The sequence below is a fragment of the Sinorhizobium fredii NGR234 genome (genome assembly GCF_000018545.1).
In the GTDB taxonomy this organism is placed as follows: domain Bacteria; phylum Pseudomonadota; class Alphaproteobacteria; order Rhizobiales; family Rhizobiaceae; genus Sinorhizobium; species Sinorhizobium fredii_A.
The window spans coordinates 2,242,424-2,254,806 of record NC_012587.1; the positions used below are offsets into that span (position 1 = coordinate 2,242,424).

11 protein-coding genes are annotated in these 12,383 nt (G+C 63.4%); 9 read left to right on the forward strand and 2 right to left on the reverse strand.

The window, feature by feature from the left end:
• Nucleotides 1-163: 163 nt before the first annotated feature.
• The 8 genes from NGR_RS22035 (at nt 164) to NGR_RS22070 (ending at nt 9,469) form a co-directional block, all read left to right on the forward strand.
• On the forward strand, nt 164-1,162 hold the full coding sequence (locus NGR_RS22035) for an ABC transporter ATP-binding protein (RefSeq protein ID WP_012708694.1): 999 nt from the start codon (nt 164-166) through the stop codon (nt 1,160-1,162).
• A complete protein-coding gene (locus NGR_RS22040) occupies nt 1,159-2,109 on the forward strand; it encodes an ABC transporter permease (RefSeq protein ID WP_012708695.1) in 951 nt (316 codons plus the stop codon). The genes NGR_RS22035 and NGR_RS22040 overlap by 4 nt, the downstream gene beginning before the upstream one ends.
• A complete protein-coding gene (locus tag NGR_RS22045; protein ID WP_012708696.1) occupies nt 2,099-2,914 on the forward strand; it encodes an ABC transporter permease in 816 nt (271 codons plus the stop codon). The genes NGR_RS22040 and NGR_RS22045 overlap by 11 nt, the downstream gene beginning before the upstream one ends.
• A gap of 25 nt (nt 2,915-2,939) precedes the next feature.
• The gene (locus NGR_RS22050; RefSeq protein ID WP_012708697.1) at nt 2,940-4,367 is read left to right on the forward strand and encodes a gamma-aminobutyraldehyde dehydrogenase; all 1,428 of its coding nucleotides are present in this window, start codon (nt 2,940-2,942) and stop codon (nt 4,365-4,367) included.
• A 323-nt stretch (nt 4,368-4,690) separates the two neighbouring features.
• Nucleotides 4,691-6,880 (forward strand): TonB-dependent siderophore receptor, encoded by a 2,190-nt coding sequence (locus NGR_RS22055; RefSeq protein WP_012708698.1) that lies wholly within the window; start codon nt 4,691-4,693, stop codon nt 6,878-6,880.
• Between the two features lie 4 nt (nt 6,881-6,884).
• Complete coding sequence (gene fhuF / locus NGR_RS22060; protein ID WP_012708699.1) at nt 6,885-7,640, forward strand: siderophore-iron reductase FhuF; 756 nt, start codon at nt 6,885-6,887, stop codon at nt 7,638-7,640.
• Nucleotide 7,641: 1 nt separating this feature from the next.
• Complete coding sequence (locus NGR_RS22065; protein ID WP_012708700.1) at nt 7,642-8,766, forward strand: ABC transporter substrate-binding protein; 1,125 nt, start codon at nt 7,642-7,644, stop codon at nt 8,764-8,766.
• A gap of 184 nt (nt 8,767-8,950) precedes the next feature.
• On the forward strand, nt 8,951-9,469 hold the full coding sequence (locus NGR_RS22070; protein WP_012708701.1) for a hypothetical protein: 519 nt from the start codon (nt 8,951-8,953) through the stop codon (nt 9,467-9,469).
• Here the strand turns inward: NGR_RS22070 and NGR_RS22075 are convergent, their stop codons facing one another.
• Nucleotides 9,470-10,054, reverse strand: coding sequence for a cysteine hydrolase family protein (locus tag NGR_RS22075; RefSeq protein ID WP_012708702.1), 585 nt, complete (start codon nt 10,052-10,054; stop codon nt 9,470-9,472).
• A 114-nt stretch (nt 10,055-10,168) separates the two neighbouring features.
• Here NGR_RS22075 and NGR_RS22080 point away from each other — a divergent pair, with 114 nt between their 5' ends.
• On the forward strand, nt 10,169-10,612 hold the full coding sequence (locus NGR_RS22080) for an Lrp/AsnC family transcriptional regulator (RefSeq protein ID WP_240545159.1): 444 nt from the start codon (nt 10,169-10,171) through the stop codon (nt 10,610-10,612).
• A 157-nt stretch (nt 10,613-10,769) separates the two neighbouring features.
• On the opposite strand, the gene NGR_RS22085 is transcribed toward NGR_RS22080, so the two are convergent.
• A complete protein-coding gene (locus tag NGR_RS22085; RefSeq protein ID WP_012708704.1) occupies nt 10,770-12,314 on the reverse strand; it encodes a trimethylamine methyltransferase family protein in 1,545 nt (514 codons plus the stop codon).
• Nucleotides 12,315-12,383 lie beyond the last annotated feature (69 nt).

A 12,383-nucleotide genomic window follows, 5' to 3' on the forward strand; every position in this document is an offset into this window, starting at 1 on the left:
CGGGAGGGGTCTCACACGACGCAACTCCCCTCCCCAACCCTCCCCACAAGGGGGAGGGAGCTCGTTCCCGTATGCCGCGTTTGCCACGAGTCCCCTTCGCCCCGCCTGCGGGGAGAAGGTGCCCGGCAGGGCGGATGAGGGGCAAAACCTCTGGAGTGCCCTAATGACCACCGCCGTCCTCTTCGACACCGTATCCCGCCATTTCGGTGCGGTGCGCGCCGTCGATCGCGTCAACCTCTCGATCGCCGAGGGCGAGTTCTTCGCGATGCTCGGGCCGTCCGGCTCGGGCAAGACGACCTGCCTGAGGCTGATGGCCGGCTTCGAGCAGCCGACCAACGGGCATATCGAGATTTTTGGCGAGACGGCGGAAGGCGTGCCGCCCTATCGCCGCAGCGTCAACACCGTTTTCCAGGACTATGCCCTGTTCCCGCATCTCTCCATTCTCGACAACGTCGCCTATGGACTGATGGTCAAGGGCGTCGGCCGCGAGGAAAGGCGAAAAGCGGCGGAAGATGCGCTCGCCATGGTCAAGCTGCCCGGCTACGGCACACGCCGGCCCGGTCAGTTGTCCGGCGGCCAGCGCCAGCGCGTGGCGCTCGCCCGCGCGCTCGTCAACAAGCCCAAGGTGCTGCTCCTCGACGAGCCGCTCGGCGCACTTGATCTGAAGCTGCGCGAACAGATGCAGGAGGAACTGAAGAGCCTGCAGAAATCGCTCGGCATCACCTTCGTCTTCGTTACCCACGACCAGGGCGAGGCGCTGTCGATGGCCGACCGCATTGCCGTCTTCAACGAGGGCCGGATCCAGCAGCTCGGCCTGCCGGAAGACGTCTACAACCAGCCGAAGACCCGTTTCGTCGCCGATTTCGTCGGTTCGTCCAATGTGCTCTCAGCCAAGCTCTGCCAGAGGCTCGGGCTGAATGCGTCCTTTGCCAGCCTGAGGCCGGAGGCGGTGGCGATCGCGCCAGCGGCCGACGGCGCGCTGAGCCTCTCCGGCACTGTCGCCGGCCGCAGTTTCCTCGGCGCGACCAACCGCATCGTCGTCGATGTCGACGGCACCCGCATTGCCGTCGCCAGTCCCGCCGCACAAAGCGTCCCGGCGATCGGCAGCCCGGTGACGATCAGCTTCGCCGCCCGCGACCTTCACCCTATGGAGGACGCATGACGATCGTTGCCGAAAGCTTCGTCCTTCCGGAGCGCCGCAGCGCGGCCGGCCGTCTCTCGGACTTTTTCTGGCGGCACCCGCATGTGCTGCTGACGGTGCTGCTCGGGCCGCCCCTGCTGTGGCTCGGCGTCGTCTATCTCGGCTCGCTGTTCGCGCTGCTCCTCCAGAGCTTCTTCTCGATCGACGAGTTTTCCGGCCTTATCAACTACGAATTCACGCTTGCGACCTACCGACAGCTTCTGAGCGAAGCCAATCTCGACATCATCCTGCGCACCGTCTCGATGGCAGCCCTCGTGACGCTCGTCTCGGCCTTCATCGCCTTCCCGATCGCCTATTACGCGGCGCGCTATGCGCGCGGCAAATGGAAGGCGCTCTTCTATCTCGCCGTCATGCTGCCGCTCTGGTCGAGCTATCTCGTCAAGGTCTACGCCTGGAAGCTGATCCTTGCCAAGGAAGGCATCCTCACCTGGGTCTTCGAGAAGCTGAACCTCCTCTGGCTGCTCGATGCCTGGCTGGCGCTGCCGATCGTCGGAGGCAATTCGCTCTCGGTCAGCTATACCGGCACCTTCATCGTCTTCGTCTATGTCTGGATGCCCTTCATGATCCTGCCGATCCAGGCGGCACTGGAGCGGGTCCCGGCCAATCTCATCGAAGCCTCGTCCGACCTCGGCGGCACGCCGGCGCAGACCTTCCGCCATGTGCTTTTCCCACTGGCGCTGCCCGGCATCGTCGCCGGCTCGATCTTCACCTTCTCGCTGACGCTCGGCGACTACATCATCCCGCAGATTATCGGCTCGTCGCGGCTGTTCATCGGCCAGGCCGTCTATGCCCAGCAGGGCACCGCCGGCAACATCCCGCTCGCCGCCGCCTTCACCGTCGTGCCGATCGTCATCATGGGCGCCTATCTCTGGATGGCCAAACGCATGGGGGCCTTCGATGCGCTCTGAGAAATCGAACCGCGCGCCCCTTGGCCTGAAGATCGCCGCGGCCGCCGGTCTTGCCTTCATGCACGTGCCGATCCTGCTGATTTTCCTCTATGCCTTCACGACGGAGGAAAAGACCTATCAATTCCCGCCGCCGGGGCTGACGACGCAATGGTTCGCGGTCGCCTGGAGCCGGCCGGACGTCTGGGCCGCCCTCACCCTCTCCGTCAAGGTCGCCGCGATCGCCACCGGCGCCGCACTCATCCTCGGCACACTTTGCGCCGCCGCGATCAGCCAGACGCGCTTCTTCGGCCGCGAGACGGTATCACTGCTGGTTATCCTACCGATCGCGCTGCCCGGCATCATCACCGGCATCGCGCTGCGCTCGGCCTTCTCGATGGCGGACATCCCGTTCTCGTTCTGGACGATCGTGCTCGGCCACGCGACATTCTGCATCGTCGTCGTCTACAACAACGCGGTCGCCCGCTTTCGGCGGATTTCCGGCTCGCTGATCGAAGCCTCGATGGACCTCGGCGCGGACGGCTTCCAGACCTTCCGCTACGTGATCCTGCCGAATATCGGCACGGCGCTGCTCGCCGGCGGCATGCTCGCCTTTGCGCTCTCCTTCGACGAGGTGATCGTCACGACGTTTACCGCCGGACAGCAGTCGACGCTACCGATCTGGATGCTCGAGGAACTGATCCGCCCGCGCCAGCGGCCGGTGACCAACGTCGTCGCGATGATCGTCGTCATCGTCACCTTCCTGCCGATCCTCGGCGCCTACTACCTCACCCGCGACGGCGACCAGATCGCCGGAGCCGGCAAATGACATCGAACATCAAGGGAGAACAGACATGGACACGCAACTCCTGATCGGATCGCGTTTCGAAGCCGGAACCGAGGCCGAGGAGCACATCCTCAACCCGCGGACGGGCGCCCGGATCATCGATCTCGCCGAAGCCTCCCATAGACAGATCGACGCCGCCGTGGACGCGGCAGAGCGCGCCTTCGACACCTGGTCCGAGACGACGCCGGCCGAACGCTCGAACCATCTCCTGAAGATCGCCGATGCGATCGAGAAGCATGCCGACGACTTTGCCGCGCTCGAAGCCCTGAACTGTGGCAAGCCGATCAATGCCGTGAAGAACGACGAGCTCCCGGCGATCATCGATTGCTGGCGGTTCTTTGCCGGTGCGGTGCGCAACCTGCACGCGCCGACCGCCGGCGAATACCTGCCGGGTCACACCTCGATGATCCGCCGCGACCCGATCGGCATCGTCGGCTCGATCGCCCCCTGGAATTATCCCTTGATGATGATGGCCTGGAAGCTGGCGCCGGCAATCGCCGGCGGCAACACCGTCGTCTTCAAGCCGTCCGAGCAGACGCCGTTGACCGCGCTGAAACTGGCGCGGCTCTTGGCCGACATTCTTCCCGAGGGCGTCGTCAACGTCATCACCGGCCGCGGCGAAACGGTCGGCAACGCGCTGATCAATCATCCCAAGGTCTCCATGGTGTCGATCACCGGCGATATCGCCACCGGCAAGAAGGTGCTGACGGCGGCGGCGAAGACGGTCAAGCGGACCCATCTCGAACTCGGCGGCAAGGCGCCGGTCATCGTCTATGACGACGCCGATCTCGAGGCCGTCGTCAACGGCATCCGCACCTTCGGCTATTACAATGCCGGCCAGGACTGCACCGCCGCCTGCCGCATCTATGCGGAGGCCGGCATCTACGAGAAGCTCGTCGCCGACCTGACAAGCGCCGTTTCGACGATCCGCTACAACCTTGCCGACGACACCGAGAACGAGATCGGACCGCTGATCTCCAAGCGCCAGCGCGATCGCGTCGCCAGCTTCGTCGAGCGGGCGGCTGACCAGAAACATATCGACATCACCACCGGCGGCCGCACGGGCAGTGCGGAAGGGTTCTTCTTTCAGCCGACGGTCGTCGCCGGCGCGACGCAGGAGGATGAGATCGTCCGCCGCGAGGTCTTCGGGCCGGTCGTTTCCGTCACCCGCTTCACCGGCAAGGACGACGTCGTCGCCTGGGCGAATGACAGCGACTATGGCCTCGCCTCCTCCGTCTGGACGAAGGATATCAGCAGGGCGATGAAGGCTGCCTCACGGCTGCAATACGGTTGCACCTGGATCAACACGCACTTCATGCTGACCACCGAAATGCCGCATGGCGGCGTCAAGCAGTCGGGCTACGGCAAGGACATGTCGGTCTATGCGCTCGAGGATTACACGGCCGTTCGGCACATTATGATCAACCACGGCTGACGGGCGAGCAAGCTCTCGTCCGAGCCGCTTCCAAGGGGGAGTGCCCACCCGGGCCGCCCTCCCGCTTTCGGCTATCCCCTCCTACTTGTGCCCTTCCGCCACTCCCCAAAACGGCCGAGGGGCATTTTCTTGCCCACTTCGATGGCTCAGCGCTCCCCGGTTGTAATAGACGCACCGTGTCACAACGTGTGGCCGCTGTTGCCTATTTCCCACAAATTCAAAACATGACTTTAATAGTCATAAATGCTACTTGCGGGCGCAAAAATCATGAGTGATTAAGTCATCTTATCGATTTTCGTTTACCGTCCAGAAAGTTGCATCGCATGCCTAATCAAACAATCCGCCTGCTGCCGCTGATCCGCGCCACTCTCGCCGGGACCTCCGCCCTTGCCCTCGTCGCCACGGCGCAGGCGCAAGAGGCTCAACAGGAGACCGCCGGCAATGCGGAATCGACCGCCCTCGAAACCCTGATTGTGAACGGCGGCAGCGGCGGCGTTATCACCGCCGACGGCTATGTCGGCACGAGCAGCGCAACTGGGGCGAAAGTCGACACGCCCTTTCTGCAAACACCGCAGTCGATCTCTTCCGTTACCGAGCAGCAGTTGAAGGACCGCAACCCGCAGACGCTACTCGACGTCTTGGCTTACACCCCAGGTTCGCGCGTAAACGCCTTCGGCTTCGATCCGCGCTTCGACAGCTTTTCGGTGCGCGGCTTCGATGTGACCTACACCGGCGTCTTCCGTGACAACCTGCGCCAGCCCGGCGCGAGCTCGTCCATCTTCAAGACCGAGCCATACGGTCTCGAAGGCGTTTCCATTCTTCGCGGTCCGTCGTCCGCCCTTTACGGCGCATCCGGCGCGGGAGGTCTGTTCAACCTGATCACCAAGCGGCCAACCGAAGTGCCGCTGCACGAACTGCAAGTGCAATACGGCACCGATAATCGATACCAGGGACAGTTCGATTTCTCCGGTCCGATCAACGAAACAGATCCGGTCTATTACCGGCTGACCGGGCTCCTGCGTGACTCCGACACCGAGCAGGTGAGCGTGCCTGACGACCGCGCCTATATCGCGCCAGCCTTCACCTGGAAACCGGACGAAGACACGAGCCTGACCGTTCTCGGCGAATATTCACGCACCAAGACCGGCGGCACGGCGGCCTATTACAACGACCCGTTGACCGGTGAGGTAACGGACATCTTCGCGGGCAACCCCGCCTTCAACGATTCGGTGCAGAAGCAGGCCCGACTGGGCTACGAATTCGAACATCGGCTCAACGAGACATTCACGTTCCGCCAGAACGCGCGCATCTCGACGCTGAATACGGACGCGGACTGGGCCTTCGCCTATGCCCCGAACGACGTTGATCCGACGCTCCTTGACAGCAGCGCCGGCACCTTCGACGAGCGGCTGACGGCCTTCGTCATCGACAACCAGCTGGTAGCCGAATTCGATACCGGGGCGCTCGATCACACATTGCTCGCGGGCGTCGACTATACCAAATTGCGTTTCCGCTCTCTCTCCGGTACGGGCGTTTCCCCGCCGCTCGACACCAACAACCCGACGCAAGGTCGCCCGGTTGCGGCGATCGACTTCAGCAGCCGGGTCGTCCAGGATCAATGGCAGCTCGGCACGTACCTGCAGGACCAGATCCGCTACGACGCCTGGACGCTAACCGGTGGTGCACGTTATGACTGGGTTTCGACCGATACCGACACGACTGATCTCGCTACCGACGCGGTGAGCACCGTATCGCAGAACGACAAGGAATTTTCCGGCCGCATCGGCTTGACCTACGAAACCGATTTCGGCCTAGCACCCTATATCAGCTACTCGACAGCATTCTCGCCCAATGCGGGGATCAACAGAGAAACGAACCAGCCGTTCAAGCCGACGGAAAGCGAACAGCAGGAAGTCGGCGTCAAATATCTCTTGCCGAACAGCAACACGCTGATCACCGCCGCTCTCTTCAACATCGACCAAACCAATAGCCTCTATTACGAGGTTGTGGACTTGCCCACTGGGCCCGAGAACATTCAGGTGCAGCGCGGCAAGGTGCGCTCCCGCGGCTTCGAGCTGGAGGCGAACACTAGCCTCGACAACGGCCTGTCGCTGGTGGCCTCCTATACCTACACCGACGCAAAAATCCTCGAAGGTCCTGCGGACACGATCGGCAACTACGTCTCATCCGTGCCTCGCCACATGGCCTCTGCCTGGGCGTATTATACCCTGCCAGAGGATGGGCCGGGATATGGCCTCGGCTTCGGGGCAGGTGCTCGCTTCCTCGGGTCCAGCTACGGCAACGACCAAAACACGACGCGCAATTCGTCTCGCGTCCTGTTCGACGCCGCTGCTCACTACGACTTTGCGGCCCTCGACAAAAAATATGAAGGTTTGCGTCTGCAGGTGAATGCGACCAATCTGTTTGACCGTCGCGAAGCGGTTTGCTCGGCAGGCTTCTGCTACCGCGACCGGGGCCGCGCCGTCATCGGCTCGCTGCGTTACAACTGGTAGCGCCATGGCGATGGGCGGGCATGAAAGCGTAGCGCATCCTGGCGGGTCGACGGTCCTGTCGGCGGCCTTTGCAGGCCCGCATGCCTGGTGCAACGAGAAGATGGTGCTGTCGGCCGATCTCGCCGATGGCATGCCGCTCGCCGAGTTCTTCGCCTCCGGTGCCTTCGACCGGGCGCTTTCGACCTATGCGGCAACATTCGACGGCGGCGATCGACGCGCCGTCGCTTCCATGTGGTCGCTTTTCTATCTATCGAGTCTCACCATCCCCTATGTCGTCGCCTGGGCGCTGGAGCGTCAGGTACTGCCCATTCGTTTCGACGAGATGACGGTGGCGCTTTCAGCCGACGGCTTGCCTCGTGCCCTCGGTGTTCCGGCGCCCGGTGACTGGAGCGATGAGGATGGGCAGGAGATTTTCTCCGCCCTCCAGCCTCTGGTGGACGAGCACCTTGTCAGGGTCATTGGTCATCTCAAGGCGGTGGGCGGCATTGCACCGAAGCTCGCCTGGAACAACGCCGCCGTCTACATCGACTACGCGCTGCGAACCGCCGGAACTGAACCCTTGAGCAACCAGGCCGATGCGATGACGAGCTTGCGCCTGATGCCGAACGGAGCGACCAACCCCTTCTTCGACTGCCTTCGCCACGAGGAGGAGAACGGAGCGCAGGTCTGCCGGCGCAAAATCTGCTGTCTGCGCTACCTTCTTCCCGGCATCGCGAGCTGTGGCAGCCTCTGCGCCCTTCCAAGCCAAAGGAACCAATAACTTGCCTCAGACCTCTTCGGGCGTCGTTCGAAGCGCCGCAATGCTGTTGATCGCCCTGCTCGCCTTCACTGCCCGGGCGCAAGCGCAGTGGCCGATGACGGTTACCGATTCGACCGGACGCGAGGTCACGATAGCTTCGCGCCCCCAGGCGGTGCTGCTCGGCACCGGTTTCAATCTCATCGCCCTATCGCTGATCCACCCCGATCCGGTAAACCTGCTGGCCGGCTGGTCCGGGGACATGAAGGGTGACAACCCGGAAATCTATGAAAGCTTCCGGCGCAAATTCCCGAGACTTGCCGAGGTGCCGCTGATCGACGACGGCAGCGGACCGGGCTTGTCCTTCGAGACGATCCTGACGCTCAAGGCAGATCTGGCGCTCCTCGCCAATTGGCAGGCGGATACCGAGGCCGGCCAGCGCGCCATCGACTATCTCTCGGGGATCGGCGTCCCGGTGGTCGTCGTGGACTTCAACGACGATGTCCTGAAGCGCACGCCCGACACGATGCGCCTGCTCGGCAAGATCTTCGAACGGGAAGAAAAGGCCGAGGAATTCGCCCGCTTCTACGAGGAACGCCTTGCCCGCATCCGCGACCGGGTTGCCAAGCACCCTGAGCCGGGACCGACGGTGCTGATGGAAGCCTTTCCCGGTGCTGACCGCTGCTGCTGGGCCTATGGCATCGGCGGCCTTGGTGAATTCATCAGCCTGACCGGCAGCCGCAACATCGCCGAAGGCAAGCTGCCGCGGCCGGGCGGCATGATGAATGCGGAGGCGATCATGGCCGAGAACCCCGAGGTCTATATCGCCACGTCGTCGCCTGGCGGCAAATATAGCGGCTTTTCGATCGGCCCGGGGGTCAGTGGCGACGAGGCCGAGCGGACATTGGCAAAGGTGGCCGCCACGCCGGTAATGGAGAGTATCGGAGCCGTCCGCAACGGCCGCGTCCACGGAATCTGGAACTTCTTCAATGCTATCCCGCTGAACATCGTTGCCGCGGAAGCATTTGCCGCCTGGCTGCGGCCGGAGCTGTTTGCCGATGTCGACCCGGCCAAGACCCTGGCCGAAATCAATGAACGCTTCGCGGCCGTTCCCTTCGATGGCGCCTATTGGATCAGTCTAAGGAAGTGAACTTCGCCCAAAGGCGAATGCAGGCCAGCGGCGATTGCCAGCTTTGCGCGCGAACCGATAAGATTCCTCCACTGCATGATCCTTGGATTGGTATCGCTTTAAAGTGAAAATCGTGCAGTAATTCAACGCGCTACAGCGCCCCTTGCGCGTCCTGGTGGACGGGCGGCGCTGTAAGAGGATCTACATGCTGTGGGTGATTGCGTTATTCCTGGGCTTGGCGATCGTGTATCTCGCCGCCCGCTATGGCCGCTTCCGTAGCTGGGTGGAGCCGGTCCTTTCCATTGCGGTTGCGGTGGGGCTCGCCGCCGCCTTTCTGGTCTGGCTCAGCGAAAGCACACCGGACGCGCCTGCACCCGCGCCCGCCCCGCGCCCGGCCGGGCTCGCCCCTTCCGATATCGCGCTCGATAACCTCGCCTTCGAGCGCAACCAGGCGGAACGCAGCTATCGCCTCCGTGGAACCGCTCGAAACAAATCGTCAATCACGCTGGAATATTTCCGTCTGACGGTCACGCTCGAGGATTGCCCGGAGAGCGGATGCACGCGGGTCGGCGACGACACGGCGCTTGTGCTCGTGCGTGTCCCGGGCGGTGAGACCCGCCCCTTCGAGACGTTTCTCACCTTTCCGTTCCGGGAGGATGAAGCGCCCAGGGCGCCCAAATGGAGCTACCGTATCCTGGAAACGAAGGGCGCAACGGCGCGATGATCACGCCGCTTTCGCGGCGTCGAGCGCGGCCAGCATGTCCTCGGTGGCCACCACTTCGGCAAAGTCCGCCCTCAGAGTCGCCACATGCGCGCGGTGGATGTCCCGCGCCGAGATCACCCCGCCCGCGCCATCCGCCAAATCGAAACAATCGCAGGCATCCTCCACGAGGATCACACGATAGCCGAGATTGGCGCCGACCCGCACCGAGGTCGAGACACACATGTCGGTCGAAATGCCGAACATCACGACGGTATCGGCTCCGAGGCGGCGGAGCCTGAGGTCGAGATCGGTGCCGATGAAGGCCGCATTCACGCTCTTGCTGATAAGGGGTTCCTCTCCCAATGGGTCGAAGCCGGGACGAAAGGCGTTGCCGGGCTGCCCCGGCCGCAGCGTCGAGCCTTCCACGACGCTGTCGTGCCGCACATGTATGATCGGCCGTCTCACCGCGCGCCACGCGGCCAGGAGCGCCAGCCCGTTTCCATCGACACGTTCATTCCAGCGCGGCGGCCACGGCGCTGCATCGAAGGCGCGCTGCATGTCGATCGGGATCAGGACGGTATTTACGGGAAGTTTCAAGCTGTTCATGACAGGGTCTCCTTCGTTGTTCGAAGAAGCTAACTGCCCTATCGTCCGGTTTCATTGAGCACGATGCCGCCTTGCCCGGACATTCGTCCGCCGCGCGCGCCCGAGGACGACGAATTGACTGAACTCGACGAAAAGGACCGTCTGTTGCTGGCGGCGTTGCGCCAGGATTCCCGCCAGAGCCTGGTGGCGCTCGCCCGCCATGCAGGCCTGTCGCGCAGCGCCACGCATGAGCGGCTGCGTCGGCTGGAAACCAAGGGCACGATCGCCGGCTATACGATCCGGCTTGGGGTGGAAGAGAAGGCCCCGGTTGTGCGCGCCCTCGTTGCCGTCGCCTTCCAGTCCGGCAAGAACTGCGACCATGTCTTGCCGCGCATTTCCGGCATGCCGCACGTCGTCAGTTGCTGGTCTCTCGCCGGCGCGACGGATCTCATGCTGCTCGTCGAATGCGACTCGAACGGTGACCTCGACACCATCCGGCGACAGATCGCCACCATTCCGGGCATTGCCACGGTGCAAACGCATGTGACGCTCAGGACGCATTTCGACCGGCGCCGCTAATGCCTGTCGCCCAAAAGTGTGCAGCGGTTTTGGGATGACGACATGCACAAAAACAAAGACCTAAAACGCGCCGCGTGAGTACGTTTGAACGCGACGCGCTTTAGTTCACGATAAGCGGGAGGCGGGCGGAAAACCTTTCCTCATCCCGCTCTATCCTTCAGCAGTAGACCCTGAACTTTTCCCGGATGGCGCGGTCGATTTCCGGTGCAATGACGGATGGGGCAGCCTCGGCGAGAATGCGGTTCTTCCGCTCGATGGCGCGGGCGACGAGGTCCGGACGGCCGATCTCCACCCATTCCTTCGGGCTCGTGCGGTCGGCAACGGCCGGGTAGATGTACTCGGTCTGCATCAGCCCGAGCGTCTGGGGATGGCCGAGATAATGGCCGGGACCGTCGAGGCAGACGGAGCGCATGGTTTCGAGGGAGACCGAATCCTCGGTCACGTCGATGCCGCGGATGCAGCGCTGCACCTGCCCGAGCAGGTCGTCGCCGAGCACCAGCGACTCGAGGCAGAAGCCGAGGAGCGAGGCATGCATGCCGACCGCCTCGTAGACCATGTTGAGACCGGAAAGCCCCGCCATGACATTGGAGATCGCCTGTTCCCAGCCGGCCTGCATGTCGGGCAGCTTCGCATCCGCGATGCCGGCGGCGGCACCGCCCGGCAGACGATAGAACTGGTGCATCTGGGCGCAACCGGCCGTCAGCAGCGCCTGCTCGCCGGAGCCGCCGGACATGGCTCCCGTCCTTAAATCCGAAACAAACGGCCAGGTCCCGAAGACGGCCGGATGGCCGGGGGACAGCGCATTGACGTAGACGACGCCGGCAAGGCATTCGGCGACCGCCTGGACGATCGCCGTTGCCAGCGGCGCCGGGGCCGTGGCGCCCGCCTGCCCGGCGGAAAGCAAGAGGATCGGCATGCCGCCGCGAATGCACTTCTCCATGGTGATGCAGCTCTCTTCCGCAAACTTCATCGGCGGCACCACGAAGCAGTTGGAATTCGAGACGAAGGGCCGCGCCCGCCAGTTGTCCTCGCCGCCGGCAATCATATGGATGAGGTCGAAACAGCCCTCGACATGCGACGGATCGGAAAAGCTGGTGCCGACATGCTTGGTGGTGCCGGCGCAGCAGGCATAAAGCGTGTTGATGTCCATCAGGAAATTGTCGGGAACGTCGCGGCAGACCATGGCGCGCTGGAAGAAATGGACATTGTCGAGATGATGGACGAGCTGCGCGGCGTTGAGCAGGTCCTTCGCCGTGGACTCGCGATATTCGCGCTTCTCGACATCGACGACATGCACGGCGGCACCCGCCGTGCCGTAATGGACCCGCGTGCCGCTCAAGTTCAGATCCTGTTTCGGATCACGGGCGTAGAGGGTGATGTCGCGGGCGGCAACAGCCAGCATGTCCTCGACAAGCGCGCGGGGAAAGCGAATGCGCCCGTCGTCTCCGAGGATGGCGCCGGCGCCGGTCATGATGTCGACCCCGGACTTCGGCGCATTGGCAAGGCCGATCTGCTCCAAAGCATCGAGCGCTGCCTCGTGGATGCGCCGGACATTCGCCTCGCTCAGCGGCTTGTATTGCCCGCCGGCAAGACCCGGGCGGACCGGCCGGATATTTTCCGCAAGCGGCGCCGCGCGAAGCGCCACACGCGCCGCCCGCCCGCCGGACCGTCTGGAAACCGCAACTGCGCATTCGTCAGCCATCATCATCTCCCAATCGCACTGTAGCTCTTCGCCCCTCGCGCTTTCCGGCGGAATTGCCCCTCACCCTAA

Bases quoted from the DNA above. Each gene is read 5' to 3' on its own strand.
- NGR_RS22075 (WP_012708702.1), bottom strand. From the start codon at position 10,054: ATGAACAGCTTGAAACTTCCCGTAAATACCGTCCTGATCCCGATCGAC.
- NGR_RS22055 (WP_012708698.1), top strand. From the start codon at position 4,691: ATGCCTAATCAAACAATCCGCCTGCTGCCGCTGATCCGCGCCACTCTC.
- NGR_RS22085 (WP_012708704.1), bottom strand. From the start codon at position 12,314: ATGGCTGACGAATGCGCAGTTGCGGTTTCCAGACGGTCCGGCGGGCGG.
- NGR_RS22040 (WP_012708695.1), top strand. From the start codon at position 1,159: ATGACGATCGTTGCCGAAAGCTTCGTCCTTCCGGAGCGCCGCAGCGCG.
- fhuF (WP_012708699.1), top strand. From the start codon at position 6,885: ATGGCGATGGGCGGGCATGAAAGCGTAGCGCATCCTGGCGGGTCGACG.
- NGR_RS22070 (WP_012708701.1), top strand. From the start codon at position 8,951: ATGCTGTGGGTGATTGCGTTATTCCTGGGCTTGGCGATCGTGTATCTC.
- NGR_RS22045 (WP_012708696.1), top strand. From the start codon at position 2,099: ATGCGCTCTGAGAAATCGAACCGCGCGCCCCTTGGCCTGAAGATCGCC.
- NGR_RS22050 (WP_012708697.1), top strand. From the start codon at position 2,940: ATGGACACGCAACTCCTGATCGGATCGCGTTTCGAAGCCGGAACCGAG.
- NGR_RS22035 (WP_012708694.1), top strand. From the start codon at position 164: ATGACCACCGCCGTCCTCTTCGACACCGTATCCCGCCATTTCGGTGCG.